Raw genomic sequence first — 17,114 nt, 5'->3', positions numbered from 1 at the left:
TTTAATTTATTTCTTTTTTATGTAATAGCCGTGTTAATTTTATCGATAAATCGGTTAAAATAATGTTACTATTTCCGTTTCTTTCAATATGATACATTGCGTCTTCCAATTCTTTAAAAATATCCATTATGTTATTTCCGTGAACAAAAGGCGCGAATTTTTCTAATTTAAAATTTTCAAAATTAGGTTCTAAATATACTAAATCAGTTGCTTGATAATTCAATAACAACGCTTGTCGAAAAAATTGAATACAAAATTGCAAAAAGTTCTTTTGCGTTTCTCTTCCTTCTTTAGCGATTGTGGTGCTCCAAGAAATTAAATCGGAAATTACACTTGCATTTCCCTTTGCTTTAAATGCGGCTCTCACCCAGTTGATAAACCATTCTTCAAAAACACTATCGTCATCATCTTTATGCAATAAATGGAGTGCTTTGTTATAATTCCCTTCACATTGATGCGCTATTTTTTTAGCTAAATTAGCTTCTACTTCATGTGTAGCAATTAAGGAATCCGTAATTACTTGCTCTGGTAACGCTAAAAAATCAACCACTTGACAACGAGAAATAATAGTTTGCAATAAATCGTCGATACTTTCAGAAATTAATATAAAGATTGTTTTTTCGGGCGGCTCCTCTAATAATTTCAGTAATTTATTTGCTGCATCTGTTCTCATTTTATCGGCCATCCAAATAATCATTACCTTATAGCCACCTTCGTATGCTTTTAATGATAAATTTTTATTAATTGCTGCCGATTCTTTAACACTTATAATTCCTTGTTTTTTAGGAATTTCTAATTTTTTATACCAATCAAATAAACTTCCGTATGGGTTTTCTTTTACAAAACCGCGCCACTGGTCTAAAAAATTTGTACTTACAACACTGTCTCCTTTCACTTCATCTGTAGATGTAATGGGATACACAAAATGCATATCAGTATGCGAAATATGTTCAAATTTTAAATTACAAGCACTGTTTCCGGTGGTGTTTTCGCCATCAGAATTGTTACATAAAATATATTGCGCATACGCCATAGCCATCGGCAAGGTTCCAGAACCTTCAGGCCCAATAAACAATTGCGCGTGCGGAATCCGTCCTGCGTTTGCAGTGGTAATTAAATAGTTTTTAATGTGGTCTTGACCTAATATATCTTTAAATAACATGTAGCAAATATAAGCGATTTTTATCTTGGTTTTAAAATCAAACTTTTATATTTGCAAATATCATAAACAACAAATTAGAACCTATTTCCTATGAAAACGATCTTCGACATCAATTTTAAAAACAAAAAAGCGTTAATCCGTGTAGATTTTAATGTCCCTTTAGACGAAAATTTTAACGTTACCGATGCGAATCGAATTGAAGCCGCTAAACCAACTATTGATAAAATTTTAAACGATGGAGGAGCGGTTATTTTAATGTCGCACTTAGGAAGACCAAAAGGAAAAGAAGAAAAATATTCTTTGAGCCATATTATATATAAAATTGAAGAAGTTTTAGGAAAAAAAGTAAAATTTGCTTCAGATTGTAGAGGTGAAATCGCTAAAGAAGCCGCTGCAAATCTTCAAAATGGCGAAATTTTAGTATTGGAAAATTTACGTTTTTATGCCGAAGAAGAGGCAGGAGATGTTAGTTTTTCTAAAGAATTAGCAAGTTTAGGCGATGTGTATGTAAACGATGCCTTCGGAACAGCACACAGAGCGCACGCTTCAACTACAATTATTGCAAACGAATTTCCAAATGACAAATGTTTCGGCGCTTTATTAGCAAAAGAAATTGAAAGCATCAACAAAGTATTAAAAAACTCTGAAAAACCAGTAACCGCAATACTTGGAGGAAGTAAAGTGTCTTCTAAAATTACCATTATCGAAAACATTTTAGACAAAGTAGATCATATGATTATTGGCGGCGGAATGACGTTTACCTTCATTAAAGCAATGGGTGGAAATATCGGCGATTCTATTTGCGAAGACGACAAAATGGAATTGGCTTTAGAAATTATGAAACAAGCTACAGCAAAAGGTGTAAAAATTCATTTACCTGTAGATGTTTTGGCGGCTGATGCTTTTTCAAATGACGCCAATACACAAGTAGTGAATGTGGCTGAAATTCCTGCTGGATGGCAAGGTTTAGATGCAGGTCCGAAAACAATAGAGCAATTTAAAGACGTGGTATTAAACTCAAAAACCATACTTTGGAACGGACCAATTGGTGTGTTTGAATTGCCAACTTTTGCTAACGGAACTATTGCGCTTGGTGATTTGATTGCCGAATCTACTAAAAACGGATGTTTCTCTTTAGTAGGAGGCGGTGATAGTGTAGCGGCGGTAAAACAATTTGGTTTAGAAGACAAAATGAGTTACGTTTCTACAGGTGGCGGTGCGATGTTGGAAATGTTAGAAGGAAAAACGTTACCAGGTATTGCTGCTATTTTGAAGTAGAAAATCATAACCGATCTAAATCACCGACGAAATCCCTAAAAAAACGTTAAAACGTAAAATTAAAACGTTAAAAGTTGTGTAGTTAGCAATAAATAAAATACATTTGCGTTTATACAAGTAATTGTATATTAATGATTTAGATAAAATACTCCGGAATTTATGGAGCAAAAACATATAAAAGCATGAAAAAATTAGTTTTACTAACCCTTGGTTTTTTTCTGTCAAACAGTTTGTTTGCACAAGAAAGTCAGCAGGTAACACCCACACTTTTTACACCCAAAATATCGTATTTAGATTCTCTTAAAGCTACGTTTTCAAACCACGCCACAAGCAATTGTATCGATGAAAGATGGATGAAACAAATAGCAGACGCTACGTTATCAAATGAAATGTTTTTTGATATTGAAAACATGAATATCGATGAGAAAGTAGCTTATATTTTAGATACTGAATTATTAAAGAAAAGATTACATAAATTAGACGTGCAATCGCCTTTTGTAATTGAATACAATCCAGCTTTGGAAAACGTAATTAAATCGTTCTTAAAAAACAGATCAAAAAGTTTTGAAAGACAAATGACCATTGCGGAATATTATTTTCCATTATTTGAAGAAAAATTATCAAAATACAATTTACCTTTAGAGATTAAATATTTAGCCATTGTAGAATCCGCGTTACAACCTAAAGCAAAATCTAAAGTTGGTGCCGGAGGTTTATGGCAATTTATGCCGGAAACAGGTAAACAGTACAAATTGAACATTACAACTTATGTTGACGAGCGTCATGATCCAATAAAATCAACAGAGGCCGCTTGTCATTATATGATGAATATGTACGAAATTTTTGGCGATTGGAGTTTGGTTTTAGCTTCGTACAATTGCGGACCTGGAAATGTTTCTAAAGCCATTAGACGTTCTGGAGGAAAAACAGATTATTGGGAAATTAGAAAATATTTACCAAGAGAAACCGCCAACTATTTACCTGCTTTTTTAGCTACGATGTATATTTACGAATTTAAAAAAGAACATGGTTTGGTGCCGCAAAAAGCGGAAATGAAGTATGCGGAAACAGACACGGTTATGCTGAAACACGCGATGACGTTTAAACAATTATCAGATTTATTAGATATTTCAGAAGCACAATTAGAATATTTAAATCCAATTTATAAATCGAAATACATTCCTTCAATTGAAGATGAAACTTTTTACTTGCGATTACCGAAAAGTAAAATTGGAATTTTTGTTTCTAATGAAGAAAAAATTTATGGTTATTTAGTGTACTTAGAACAAGAAAAAATTAGAAACCTTCAGTTAGCATTACAAGCCAAAAAACGAGATAGCATTGCCAAACAAGATTCTTTAGCTGTTGCAGCTAATCTTACTTTTAAAAACAACGATACCAACGAATACGAAGAAGTCATTAAAAAACGTACCAAAGAAGTGGTAAGCAAAAACTTCCATAAAGTGAAGAAAGGTGAAACACTAAGTGAAATTGCCGACAAAAATAACGTAAGTATTGCTAATTTAAGAAAATGGAACAATATTAAAGGAAGCAACATTAATTCCGGACAAAGTTTAGTGATTCAAACTACAAAAAAAGTCACGGTCAACGAAGTCGTCAAAAAACCGAAGCCGAAAACCGAAATAATTGAACCAGAAGTTGAAAATGCAGTTGCTGAAAATACCGAAAAACCAACTGAAAATAAATATTCTTCTGCGAAAAGCAAAATTGAAATTAAAGAAGATTTTTACATCGTACAAAAAGGAGATTCTATTTTTTCAATCACTAAAAAATTCCCGAATTTAACAGCAGACGATTTAAAAAAGAAAAACGATCTGAAAACAGATAATATTCAACCTGGAATGAAATTAAAAATTCAAGGATAAAACTATTTTTATCACGCCAATGCCTTTGTAAAAGTTTAATTGCTTTTACAAAGGTTTTTTTATTGCATCAAGTAAAAAAAGTTTTAGTTTTGTCAATCTATTAAAAATAAAATGATTCAATTTAAAATAAAGCCGTTTCGCGAACTTTCTACAGATGAGCTATACGCTTTGTTGCATTTGCGCTCAGAAGTTTTTGTAGTGGAGCAAAATTGCGTATATCAAGACATTGATGGAAAAGACCAAAAAGCCATTCATATTTTAGGTTATTCTGACGGAATTCTGGTCGCTTATTCAAGGCTTTTTAAACCGAAAGATTATTTTGAATACAGTTCGATTGGTCGTGTAATTGTAAAAGAATCGCACCGAGATAAAAAACTTGGTCACGAGTTGATGTGCGTTTCTATAGATGCGATTAAAACACTTTTTAAGGAAACAAAAATTACAATTTCCGCTCAATTATATTTGCAAAAATTTTACGAAAGCCATGGTTTTGCTGTAGTTGGTGAAAGTTATTTGGAAGATGACATTCCGCATATTGAAATGAAAAAGGAGTAGTTAAAATTCGGATTATATCTTCGTAATCACCAATTCCACCCTTCGGTCAAATTGCTCATCTTTGCCTATAGGTTGCGTATTTCCATATCCTTTAAAAGTCATACGAACTTTACCAATACCTCGACTATGAAGAAATTTATAAACTCTTTCTGCTCTGTTTTTTGATAGTTCTCTTTTCCGCGTTTCTATGTCAACAGCATCTTTATGAAATGATGGTGTACAGCATACATGACCTTGAATTTCAATTTGAATGTTGGGATATCTTTTTAACAAAACAACAATCGTTTCAAGTTGTTTTATAGCGCTTTGTTTAAGTCTACTGCTGCCACTATCAAATAGTAATTTATCTAGATATACCCGATCGCCCACTAAGGCATTTTTTCTAATAGTTTTGTATAAGCCGGGGATATTTAATTCCTCAACCACTAAAGGTTTAAAGTTTAAAACCACATCTACACGACGGTTTTTAGCTCTGGCCTCAGGAATATCTTCTTCTAAATCTTCATCAATAAGTACCTTTCCCTTTCCTTCTATTTTTACAATAATTTTATATTTTACCCCTTTACTCACCAACATTTTCTTGACACTATTGGCGCGGTCTTGAGACAATTTGTAATTGTAATTTATTTTTCCCACGTCATCACAATAGCCGTAAATAGAAACACTTTGAAGTCGCGTGGTATCAATCAAACTTAAAAAATAAACTACCGCTTCTGCTTGTAAAGGTTTTATTTCACGCACATCGGTATCAAAATAAATAGAATGCACCGTTTCTTCTTGAGTAAACCCAAGAAAAGAAGCAGTTAAAAATAGAAATACGACTATTTTCTTCATTTTATTTTTTTAATATTTGTTTGTATTCTGTTGGATTATTTAAAATTTGTTGCGCTTTTAGCACATCAGAATATTTAGTAGAAACATAATCGTAAAATGCGTTTCTATAGCCATAACGTAATAATAATTCTTGTAAAAGAAGGCGTTTAATTTCTTCTTTGTTTTTATCTAATTCTTTGTCTTTTGTTTTTTCAATGGCGGCTTCCAATTGTTTTATTTCTATTTGAATGTCGGCATCTATTTTATCTTTTTTAGCGGCTTCTAACAGGTTTTTTAAAGACTTGTCGCTGTTATTGTTGATTTCAACCTTTTCTTTCTTTAAAAACGCTTTAAATTCGTTGTATTCTGCTTCTGAGATATTGTTTGCGCTTTTTGCTTTCGGATTTCTGTAATACAACACGTTTGCAAATTCAAATACAGCATCTGAGTTCGCAATACTTAAACTGGTGGCGCTTTTTTTCATATCCGCAATTTCTACATCTGGTAAAACTCCGCCTCCATCGTAAACAATTCTTCCACCTTTGGTTTTAAAAGCGTTATATTCTTTTTCAGATGTTTTAATAGCTTTCCCATTGGCGTCTTTTTTACTGTAATCTGTAGTTTGAATACAACGACCAGAAGGCGTATAATATTTTGAAATAGTAACTTTTACTTGTGTGCCATATGTTAAATTAAATGGACGTTGCACCAATCCTTTTCCAAAACTTCTGTTTCCTACAATTACAGCTCGGTCTAAATCTTGTAACGCTCCAGAAACAATTTCAGAAGCAGAAGCACTTCGGTCATTTACAATAATTGCTAGTGGAATTTCAGTATCAACGGGTTCGTTCTTCGTTTTATAAATATGGTTATGTATTTTGTTTTGCGATTTTGTTGTGGTAATAATTTCTTCTTTTGGCACAAATAAATTACAAATATTAACCGCTTCGTGAAGTAACCCGCCAGGATTGTCTCGTAAATCTAAAATAATTTTTGTGGCGCCTTGTTCTTTTAAAGCCAATAAAGCCGCTTTTGTTTCTGCAGAAGCTTTTTCGTTAAATTTTTGAAGTACAATATAACCTGTTTTGTCGCTTAATAATTTATAATACGGAACGGCTTTTATTTCTACTTCATCTAAAATAATTTGTCCTTTTTTTTCTATTCCTTGACGGAAATATACGATGTCAATTTTAGTATTTTTAGCCCCTTTTAACAATTGAGATGCGTCGTCTTTAAAATCTTTTAGCACTACATCTCCAATTTGGGTAATAACATCACCAGCTTTAAAACCACCTTTGTCGGCCGGCATATTTTCGTATACTTCTTTTAAGATTATTTTATCATCTTTTCGTGTTATAATGGCGCCAATTCCGGTATATTCACCCGTATTATTTATTTTAAATTTAAGCACATCTTGCTCATCAAAATAAACAGTATAGGGGTCTAATTCATTTAGCATACTTTTTATTGCCACATCCATTAAGTTTCCTGGATTGGTTTCATCTACATAATTTTGATTGACAATTTTGTATAGATTCGTAAAAATTTCAATTTGTTTGGCTAAAGCAAAAAAATCGTTTTGAAAACTTACGGCTACAAATAAAAATCCAGCTACAAGTGTTGGAATTACTACTTTTTTGTTGTTATAAAAACTCATGATTTGTGGTATAATATTTTACTAATTTACTTAAAATAGTTGAAAACGATTAAATATTCTAAATTACTTTATGGTTTCGTTAAATTTTTGAAATAATTGTATGGTTTTTTCTTCAATTTCTTGATACGATAATTTTTCTTTTGTTTGATAAAAAAACATAAAAGCATAAGGTGTTTGGAGGTTGTCTTTCAATAGGTTTTGATTTAAACGGTAACATTCTCTTAAAACGCGTTTAAAGTAATTTCGGTCAACCGCTCGTTTAAAATATTTTTTAGAAACGGAAACGCCCATTAGTACTTTTTCCAAATTGTTTTCATCCGTATTTTCTACAAAAACCAGTCGTAACGGATATTTAGATATCGATTTTCCTTCAGAAAACAAACGTTCAATTGTTTTATGGCTTTTTAGTTTTTCGTTATTTGGATAAGAAAATTGCATCAGGCAAATGTATAAAAAAGGAAACGGTTTAAAAAGAGAAAACCTGTCATTCTAAATGTAGTTCAGAATTTCAGGTTTTCAATTTATTTTAGCATCTAAAATACGTTCAGATTGATAAGTAATAGTTGCTTATTACCAAATTTTAACTCTTTTTTCTGGAGCAATGTACATTTTGTCGCCTGCTTTTATACTAAATGCTTGATAAAAAGATTCAATGTTTTGAAGCGGCACATACGCTCTGTATTGACCAGGCGAGTGCGTATCTGTTTTTACTTGATTTTTAATAGCTTCATCACGCATTTTACTTCTCCAAATGGTAGACCAAGAAAGGAAAAAACGTTGTTCAGGTGTAAAACCATCAATTAATCCTGGGTTTCCTTTTTCTTTCAGGTAAATTTGCAATCCGTCATACGCTGCGTTTACACCACCTAAATCGCCAATATTTTCTCCTAATGTAAATTTACCATCTACATAAATTCCTGGCAAGGGTTGTAAAGCAGAATACTGATCCGCTAAAGCCGTTCCTAACGTGGTAAATTGTTTTAAATCTTCATCGCTCCACCAGTTAATTAAGTTTCCTTCTGCGTTGTATCTTGAGCCTGAATCGTCAAATCCGTGTGAAATTTCATGGCCAATTACGCCTCCAATTCCACCATAGTTTACTGCTTCATCTGCTCTGTAATCGTAAAAAGGTGGTTGTAAGATTGCAGCTGGAAACACAATTTCGTTATTGGTTGGGCTATAATAAGCGTTTACCGTTTGAGGCGACATACCCCATTCTTCTTTATTGACTGGTTTTCCAAGTTTTGAAACGTTTTCTTTGTTGCTCCATCGGCTAATGGCTAATGAGTTTTCTTGCAACGTTCCTCCTTGTTCTGGACTTTTTATTTGTAATCCGCTATAATCCTTCCAAGTGTCAGGATATCCAATTTTTACTCTAAATTTTTTAAGTTTTACTATAGCATTTGCTCGTGTTGCAGGCGTCATCCAAGTTAAATTATTGATACGATTTTCGTATGCTTTAAATACATTAGCAATCATTGCTTCCGCTTTTGTTTTCGCTGCAGCTGGAAATTTTTTCTCAATATATAATTTACCTAAAGCCTCACCTAAAACACCGTTTACAGTTGCTAAAGCTCTTTCCGTACCAGGTCTTTGTTTTACAGCTCCAGATAAGGTTTTACTGTAAAAATCCCAATCTGTTTTTTCAATTTCGGTGGTTAATTCGTCAGCATTCGAACGTAAAAGCGTCCAAGTCATATACGCTTTCCAATCGTCTACTTTATTTTCTTTAAGAATAGCATCTAGTTTAGTAAGGTATTTTGGTTGCGATACCACAACAGAATCCAATTTACTAAATCCAGATTTTTCAAAATAAGCCGCCCAATTATTAGATGGTGCAATTTTTTGTAAATCGGCAACCGACATCGGATTGTATGTTTTACGACGGTCACGTCTTTCTACTCGGTCTAAAGTTGGTTCCGATAAAGAAATTTCGAAAGCCAAAACTCTTGTTGCTTTTTCAGCGGCTGTTTTCGCATCCATACCTAAATAGCCAAACATTTTAGCAATGTGTAACACATATTTTTCTCTTTTTTCTTTTGTGTCAGGCTTGTCAGACATATAATAGTCTTTATCAGGTAAACCCAGACTACCTGTTCCTACATATACAACATTTTTGTTGCTGTTTTTTGCATCTGCTCCTACATATGATCCAAAAAATCCTAAACTAGCATCTGCTTTTGATTCTATTAATAGATTCATTAAATCAGTGCTGTTTTTTACCGCATTTATTTTTTCTAAATAAGGCTGAATTGGCGCTATGCCAAGCATGTTTCTAGAAACTGTATCTAAAATCGATTTGTATAAATTTACGGCTTTTGCTTGATCCGATTTTGGATCTAAATTTTTGTTGGCAACAGCTTCATTTAAAATAATCATGACATCATCGTCTGTATTTTTTCTTAATTCGTCAAAACTTCCCCAACGGGTTCTGTCTGCAGGAATTTCGGTTTTATCTAACCAAGTTCCGTTAACATATCTAAAAAAGTCATCATTTGGTTTTACAGAAGTATCCATAAACTCCGTACGAATTCCGAATTTTTCAGATTTTGAAACTACAGCATCACCTGATACACCATCTTTTCCTGGCTGCCCATCTTTTCCTATAGTTACAGAGCAGCTTTGAAAAAACGTGACGGTGACAATTGCTAAACTAGCAAGTATGGTTTTGTTTTTCATATTTTTAATTTTTTAAAAAGGTTAGTTTTTGTTGTTTTTTGTTGAAACATTATCTACAAATCTATTAAAAAAACTACTAGTATTTAGCTATACAACTGTTAATTACATTCCTAATAAGATAAAATAGTGTTATTTTTGTAAAAAAATAGCCTTCAAATGTTTAAATATAAAAAACTATCTGTTCTTTTTGTGGGGTTACTTCTTCTAATTTTCATAGCTATTTATACGTTATTAAATAGAAGAACGTTACCTGTAATTACCCCCAGAGATGTAAACCCAGAGCTTGTAGATTCTTTAGTGCAACACATTGGTTACAAACATAAAATAGCGCCATTTGCTTTTACCAATCAAAACGGAAAAACAATAACAAACAAAGAGTATGAAGGCAAAATATATGTGGCCGATTTCTTTTTTACGACTTGCCAAACCATTTGTCCAAAAATGACCGATAATATGGTTTGGTTACAAGACAAAATAAAAGACAATTCGCAAGTGAAATTGCTTTCTCATTCCGTATTTCCAGATGAAGACACGGTTGAGGTATTGAAAAAATACGCCAAAGAAAAAGGAGTTATAGATGAAAAATGGAATTTAGTTACAGGAAATCAGAAAGAAATTTATAAAATTGCCCGTCAATCCTACTTGGCAGTAAAAACAGGTAAACCAGAAGAAATGTACGATATGGTACACACCGAAAACTTTGTTTTAGTGGATCAAAAAGGAAGAATTAGAGGGTTTTACAACGGATTAAATATCGATAAAAAAGTGAAAGGCGAAAAAAACCTCACACAATTAGTAGAAGATATAGAATTTTTATCTGAGAAAGATTAATTGTATTTCATCTTTCTTAAAATTCTTAGACTGTGTTTAAAGCTGAGGAAAGCCATTGAATTTGGATACGCTTTTAGTACGCTTTTTGCTTCTATAAGTTTTTGTTTGGCTTCGGTAAATCCGTTTAAATAGCAAATCATTAATGTCGGCGCAATTCTTAAAACGTCTTCTTCTAAAACCACTTTGTTTTTCTCTAATTTTTCAAGTGTGTTTCTAACAGCATTGTAAATATGAAAAAGTAATTTTTTATTGTATTGTGGCGGTTCAAAAAGCATTTCAGTTTCCATTTTATAATAGCCGTTATCGTAAAAATAAAAGGTTAAACGTTCTAACGGATAATAACTGGTGGCGTCATTTAAACCCAGTTTTACATATTCTGTAATCGTAAAACGATCCTCATCGTATTGAATAATTACTTCGTCTTGGTTGGAATAAAACAGCTTAATTTGTTCGTTCATTAGTTCAATAGCTACCCGCGAATAATACGTTTCGTTTCGCACTACTTGTTTTTTTCCTGCCCAACACACCACAAAATTCTCTTTAAATACCTTATATTGATTATCCAAATCTTTGTGTCGTACCGTAATAAAATCCAATACACTTTCAAGGGTGAGCGCAATGCTATTTCTAGAATTATTTTCAATACTAATAACTGTGGCTACATTTGATTTTGAAACTGCAATTTTTTCTTCAGTAGGCATGGTGTTACTTCCAATTCTAATAAAAGTACTGTTAATTAAAATCGTATAAATATTTTTTTTAAAAAAGGAGATTTTGTTTTTGGGTTTAATGGTAACCAAACCAACCACTCTTTCTTTTGGTAAATTGGGGAAAGAGATATTATCATAAGTAATTTTAGGCGGATTTTCTAAATAAGCATTCACCAGATTTTGAATCCGACTATCATCAAAAAAATCATCGCCAACTATTTCATTATCATCATCTTCAACACCAACTACAATATAGGAATTATTAAACGGGTTTGAATTGGATAAGGCGCAAATATGTTTTAAAAACTTGCCTTTTCCTTCTTTGGTATGCAAATTTAATTGGCGTTTTTTATCATAAAAACTATTTTCGTTATTATGTGCCAATAAATTTTTAACAAGAAGCCGTTTATTAATCATAATTTATGGAATTTTAGTCCCAATACTTTCTGTCCAAATGGCAAACCAATCTTCTAATTCTAATTCAAAACCATTAAGTTGTTTCAGATTTTTAATGCGATTTATTTGTGTTGTGCCTACAACTGGTTGAATTTTTGCAGGATGTTTTAATACCCAAGCCAAAAGCAAAACATCATCAGAAACACTATATTTTATAGTTAGTTTTTTGAGTAATTCTTTTAAACGCATTGTTTGTGAATTGTCTTCTTTATATACAGAACCCAAAGGATTCCATGCCATGGGCTGAATGTTGTGTTGCATCATATAATCCAATTCACCATTTAACATAGCTTGTAAATGTGTAGCGGAAAACTGAATTTGATTATAAGCTACGGAACTATATTTTTTAATTAAATCGGTTTGCGAAGGCGTAAAGTTAGACAAACCAAAATTGAGTATTTTCCCAGAATTTTTAAGCTCAGAAATGGCTTCAGCAATAACTTCTGTTTCCATAAGCGGACTAGGCCTGTGTAAAAGCAATACATCAATATAATCGGTTTGTAAATTTTTTAATGAATTTTCTACGCTCCAAATAATGTGTTCTTTTGTATAATCGTAATGTTTAATGCTGTAATCTCGTTCTTCACAAACAGATTTTATTCCACATTTGGTAATAAATTTTACTTGTTTTCTGTCAATATCCATATCAGCCCAAGCAGTTCCAAAAGCAGCTTCCATTGTATAGCCGCCATAAATATCGGCATGGTCAAATGTTGTAATATCTTCCGTTATGTAAGTTGCTATAAGTTGCTGAATGGCGGTTTGGTTAAAATTTCTTCCCCATTTGCCCCAATTCATTGTGCCGGCAATTATAGATGATTTCTGAATAGACATATTCGATATTTTTTATAAAAATAATAAGTATTTCTTAATTATTTATAAAGATATAACTATTTGCCATTAAATTAACCGAGAAGTAACACCAATTTAAATGTTGCTGATTTTTCAGTTATTCTTTATATTTAATATCTTTGCTTTGTAAATAATAAAAAAAAGCATCTTTAAATAGGTGCTTTTTTTATCAAATGAATTCAAAATGGAATGGTTCGCCTTATATACAAAGCCACGTAATGAAAAACGCGTTGCCGAAAACCTTGCTGCTCTTGGCATAGAGGTCTATTGTCCGATAGTGACTACCACCAAACAATGGTCGGATAGAAAAAAAATGGTAGAATCTCCTTTAATTCCTTCGTATGTATTTGTGAAAATCGAAGAAGCAAATCGAAAAGACGTATTTCAGGTTTTAGGCGTAGTGCAATATGTGTTTTGGTTGGGCAAACCAGCAAAAATTAATCCACACGAAATAGAAGCATTAAAAACTCAATTAGCAGCACCTGTAGTTAAAGTAGCCATTGAGACTTGGACTCCCAATGCACAAATTCAAATTAACGATGGGCCGTTTAAAAACCAGATGGCAGTAGTGGATAAGGTATCAACAAACAAAGTAACCTTGATAATAAAATCGTTAGGAATCCGATTAATTATAGACCTTTAATATAATTTTCTTTTCTTATATTTATATTTATAATTGTCTTATTACATTAAAAACACCCCAATTTTTTTTATTAATTTTTAATACAAATTACTGAATAACAGTGTTTTATAAAAAAAACAAAAAAATTAATTTACACTAAAATTTAATTTATTTTATTTGTATTTTTGCGCTTTTAATGAAAAATTAATTATGAGCTTAATTGTATTAACTGGAACTACTGGATATATCGGACAAAACCTTACTACATATTTTAATTCAATATCTAAAAAAAACAAGTCTATTTCGCTCCGATTTCAAAATTGGCACGAAATGATGCCTTTAGAAACGGAAACAATCATCCATTTAGCAGCAATAAATTTAAATCTTAGAGACAGTTCTTTTGACGAAGAATATTTTAGAGTGAATACCGAATTAACAACCAAATTATTTAGATTTTTTTTACATTCAAATGCAAAAACGTTTATTTATTTAAGCACTATAGAATTAATTGACAAACAAATTTTGGAAGTATCAGAAAACGCCAAAGTAAATCCTACAAATCCTTTCCTTCAATCAAAATTTGATGCAGAACAATTTATTTTGAAACAGGAGCTGCCAGAAGGGAAAAGAGCCATCATATTACGTGTAGCAACAGTTTATGGTAGAGAAACTAAAAGTTCCTTACACGATACGTTTAGATTCTGTAAAAAATTCCCTTGGTTTTTTGGTATTTTCGATTCCAAACAATCTTTTTGCTATATTGATAACCTGACTGCAATTATCGCTCAAATTTCTGAAAAAAAAGCGGTTCCTTCAGGAATTTATAATGTTTCAGATAACGAACCAATAGTAACTACAGAATTGATCAAATGGATTGCTGACGTTTTCGATAAAAAAGCCAAAATTATTAAAGTTCCTAAAGGGATATTAACTCTTTTTGCAAAAACAGGCGACCTATTCAAATGGGAATATAATTCTACAAAACTTTTAGAAATTTCCCAATCAAGAACTATTAACGGAAATAAAGTAAAAGAAGCACTGGAGATTACTAAAATGCCTTTTGACACAGAAACTTCAGTATTAAAAACAATTGAGTATTATAACTCAATAAAAATATAAATAGCACTCAAAACACCAATAGTCAAACAAAAAAAGGGAATTTATTTTAAAATAAATTCCCTTTTTGAAGTGTATAAAATTTGTTTATCTGAATACGGCTTGCAAAATTCCGGCTAAACTAGTTAGTACGCTTGCTATTCCTATAATTTCTCCTGTACTAGCTTTTGTTTTTACTGGTTTTTCTGGTACTATAATTTTGCTGCCTGCAAAAACTTTAGGGTATTTTCTAATTCCAAAAACAGAACATGACGTACTTGCTGAACCATTAGCGTGAAGTACATACACTTTTTTCATCCATCCCTTTTCGGCAGTACCCCCTGCATTTTTAATATAATATTTAATATTTTTACCTTTTCTAAAAGGCACTTCAGTGTCAAACATTACACTACCCGAAATCAATACTGTTGATATTTTATTTGGAATGATAATATTGTCGCCAGCATTTAAAATTAAATTACTGGTACTTAATGGTTTTTTAGAAATTAGCTTCCAATCTATAGGTATGTTTAAGCCATTTCTAATAACTTTTATCGCTTCAGTATCTGCTTCGTCTGTAACGCCGCCAGAGCGAGATATAAAATCTAAAACACGCTCTTCTTTTTTAGTAATAGCATACCCACCTGGATACAAAACCTCGCCTGAAACACTAACCATTTGAGGGGTTTCAAAGGTTACAATTCGCCTAACCACTACCTGATCTTGTGGTTCCATTAAAAATGTACTGGCTTGTTTTGGGTTTTTAGGATCTATCGTAAGATTAAAAGTGATTATTTTTTCTTTATCGTTTTGGTTGTAAACAACATCCTTTTTATTTCTAAATACCGTAACATTACTAGCTGCTATATCAGTAAAAAATTCAGACTCTAATAATAAATCATATAAGTTCATGCCAGACACATAAGTATATTCTCCTGGTTTTCTAATCTCGCCTGTTATAGACAAATTGTAGTTATCTAACAATTCTTGATTGTAAAAAACCATAATTACATCTTCTTTTTGAAGAATCATATTTGCAGCTTCTTCCCCGTTAAGAGCACTTTGTAAATTAAAACTGATATATTCTTTTGTTAAATCGCTTTTCTGACGAATTAAGGAGGCTTTTTCTAAAAACACATTTTCAGTAACACCGTCTGCTTTTTTTAACAAATCTTTTATGGTCATACTACCACTGTTCGGAAGACTATATTCACCAGGACGATATACCGCACCTTTTATCACAACACGATTTTCATATCTATTCAAAATTTTATCTACGTTAATAATATCTCCAGCTTTAGGCAAATAAGATTCATAACTTAACTCATTTAAATCAGTTATTTTTAATTCAGAATTGGTTTTTTGTTTTACTAAAATTCTATTTTTATAAGCATTTTCTGTAAATCCAGAAGCATATAAAATCACTTGTTTTAAATTTTCACCTGCAACCATTTCAAAAATCCCAGGTCGTTTTATTTCTCCTTCTAACGTAACACGAGCTTCATAACTTGGGATACGAATAACGTCATTATCTGTAAGCGAAATATTATCACTTTGATCACCTTTTGTTAAAAAACGATATAAATCTATTGTGCGAATAATTTTATTATTTCTAATTAATTCAATTTTTCTATAACTTCCAATGTCGCTCGGCCCTCCAGCCACGTGTAATGCGTTGTACACCGTACTCATAGAACTTAATCGGTAATTTCCAGATTGCTGGGCACCAATAATAGTTACTGAAATGGTTCGGTAATTAGAGACACTAAACGATAGTTTACTGCCATTTCCTGCAAGCGTGCTGTATATTTTTCCAATTTGTTTTTGTAATTTATTTTTTGCAGCCTCAAAAGCGATTCCGCTTAAAAACACTTCGCCAACATTTGGGATATTTATCGTTCCGTTTTTAGAAATTGTAGCTGAATAATTAAATTGCTGCACCCCATAAACATTAATGTCCAATTGGTCGCCAGGTCCTAAAACATAGTTTGGTGGTGTTGGCATGTTTTGATTGGGTTCAAAAGACAAACTTTTACTTGTAAATAATTCTGAACCAAAAACAACACTGTTTTTAGAAGCTAAAACAGCACCATCTTGAGTAATAGCGGTTGATTTTTTTTGTACTTCTTTTACTTCTGCAGGAACAGTGGCATTAGATTGCAACCTAACTTTTAATTGTGTAAATTCAGTTGCCGACATTCCTTTTGCAAGCGCTAAAGGTTCCGCTTGTTCTAAAGTCATTTGACTGGCTTTCAATTCTTTTCCAATTTGGGCAATCTCTGCCTCACTAAATTGTGCCGCTTTTATTTGGCTCAAATCTTTTCCTTTCAAAAACTCTTGTCCGATGGAAAAAAGGGAAAACAAAGTAAAACAGCTAACAAGAAAAATGCGATTCATAGTGTATGGTAATTAAATTTATATGACAAAGGTAAGAAAAACTTTATTGGTATTATAATAGTATATTTAACCCGTTGTGCATTATATAAAAAGTTGCTCAAGTCATCAAAAATGACTAAAT

14 protein-coding genes are annotated in these 17,114 nt (G+C 32.1%); 6 read left to right on the top strand and 8 right to left on the bottom strand.

The genetic code is table 11. The features are described from left to right. Position 1: 1 nt before the first annotated feature. Positions 2-1,162, bottom strand: a complete 1,161-nt coding sequence (locus ABWP78_RS05575) for a DNA polymerase III subunit (protein WP_353169793.1) — start codon at positions 1,160-1,162, stop codon at positions 2-4. 90 nt (positions 1,163-1,252) lie between these two features. On the opposite strand from ABWP78_RS05575, the gene ABWP78_RS05570 reads away from it, so the two are divergent. The 3 genes from ABWP78_RS05570 to ABWP78_RS05560 all read left to right on the top strand — a co-directional run bounded on the left by ABWP78_RS05570 (position 1,253) and on the right by ABWP78_RS05560 (position 4,881). Next, positions 1,253-2,440: a phosphoglycerate kinase gene (locus ABWP78_RS05570; protein ID WP_353169792.1), complete on the top strand. Its 1,188-nt coding sequence runs from the start codon at positions 1,253-1,255 to the stop codon at positions 2,438-2,440. Between the two features lie 182 nt (positions 2,441-2,622). After that, entirely contained in the window at positions 2,623-4,326 is a 1,704-nt protein-coding gene (locus ABWP78_RS05565; protein WP_353169791.1) for a transglycosylase SLT domain-containing protein, read from the top strand. A gap of 111 nt (positions 4,327-4,437) precedes the next feature. Continuing rightward, positions 4,438-4,881 carry a GNAT family N-acetyltransferase gene (locus ABWP78_RS05560; RefSeq protein ID WP_353169790.1) on the top strand — a complete coding sequence of 148 codons (444 nt, stop codon included), beginning with the start codon at positions 4,438-4,440 and terminating at the stop codon, positions 4,879-4,881. Between the two features lie 12 nt (positions 4,882-4,893). Here the strand turns inward: ABWP78_RS05560 and ABWP78_RS05555 are convergent, their stop codons facing one another. The 4 genes from ABWP78_RS05555 to ABWP78_RS05540 all read right to left on the bottom strand — a co-directional run bounded on the left by ABWP78_RS05555 (position 4,894) and on the right by ABWP78_RS05540 (position 10,030). Continuing rightward, a complete protein-coding gene (locus ABWP78_RS05555; RefSeq protein WP_353169789.1) occupies positions 4,894-5,715 on the bottom strand; it encodes an OmpA family protein in 822 nt (273 codons plus the stop codon). 1 nt (position 5,716) lies between these two features. Then, the gene (locus tag ABWP78_RS05550) at positions 5,717-7,351 is read right to left on the bottom strand and encodes a S41 family peptidase (RefSeq protein WP_353169788.1); all 1,635 of its coding nucleotides are present in this window, start codon (positions 7,349-7,351) and stop codon (positions 5,717-5,719) included. Between the two features lie 63 nt (positions 7,352-7,414). After that, the gene (gene rnpA / locus ABWP78_RS05545) at positions 7,415-7,789 is read right to left on the bottom strand and encodes a ribonuclease P protein component (protein WP_353169787.1); all 375 of its coding nucleotides are present in this window, start codon (positions 7,787-7,789) and stop codon (positions 7,415-7,417) included. Between the two features lie 132 nt (positions 7,790-7,921). Next, a complete protein-coding gene (locus ABWP78_RS05540; protein WP_353169786.1) occupies positions 7,922-10,030 on the bottom strand; it encodes a M13 family metallopeptidase in 2,109 nt (702 codons plus the stop codon). A gap of 156 nt (positions 10,031-10,186) precedes the next feature. On the opposite strand from ABWP78_RS05540, the gene ABWP78_RS05535 reads away from it, so the two are divergent. Beyond that, a complete protein-coding gene (locus ABWP78_RS05535; RefSeq protein ID WP_353169785.1) occupies positions 10,187-10,861 on the top strand; it encodes an SCO family protein in 675 nt (224 codons plus the stop codon). Here ABWP78_RS05535 and ABWP78_RS05530 read toward each other — a convergent pair. Continuing rightward, on the bottom strand, positions 10,858-11,988 hold the full coding sequence (locus ABWP78_RS05530; RefSeq protein WP_353169784.1) for an ATP-binding protein: 1,131 nt from the start codon (positions 11,986-11,988) through the stop codon (positions 10,858-10,860). The two genes, ABWP78_RS05535 and ABWP78_RS05530, sit on opposite strands and share 4 nt — an antisense overlap. Before the next feature lie 3 nt (positions 11,989-11,991). After that, positions 11,992-12,861: an aldo/keto reductase gene (locus ABWP78_RS05525; RefSeq protein ID WP_353169783.1), complete on the bottom strand. Its 870-nt coding sequence runs from the start codon at positions 12,859-12,861 to the stop codon at positions 11,992-11,994. A gap of 202 nt (positions 12,862-13,063) precedes the next feature. Between ABWP78_RS05525 and nusG the strand changes: the two genes are divergently transcribed. Together nusG and ABWP78_RS05515 are read left to right on the top strand one after the other, a co-directional pair. Beyond that, entirely contained in the window at positions 13,064-13,522 is a 459-nt protein-coding gene (gene nusG, locus ABWP78_RS05520; protein ID WP_353169782.1) for a transcription termination/antitermination protein NusG, read from the top strand. 189 nt (positions 13,523-13,711) lie between these two features. Beyond that, complete coding sequence (locus ABWP78_RS05515; RefSeq protein WP_353169781.1) at positions 13,712-14,620, top strand: NAD-dependent epimerase/dehydratase family protein; 909 nt, start codon at positions 13,712-13,714, stop codon at positions 14,618-14,620. An 84-nt stretch (positions 14,621-14,704) separates the two neighbouring features. Here ABWP78_RS05515 and ABWP78_RS05510 read toward each other — a convergent pair whose 3' ends face one another. After that, complete coding sequence (locus ABWP78_RS05510) at positions 14,705-16,912, bottom strand: SLBB domain-containing protein (RefSeq protein ID WP_353169780.1); 2,208 nt, start codon at positions 16,910-16,912, stop codon at positions 14,705-14,707. Positions 16,913-17,114: the final 202 nt, after the last annotated feature.

Source organism: Flavobacterium sp. (assembly GCF_040402955.1).
GTDB lineage: Bacteria > Bacteroidota > Bacteroidia > Flavobacteriales > Flavobacteriaceae > Flavobacterium.
The sequence above is the reverse complement of the archived record's forward strand: the minus strand, read 5'-3'. Positions and strand labels throughout refer to the sequence as shown.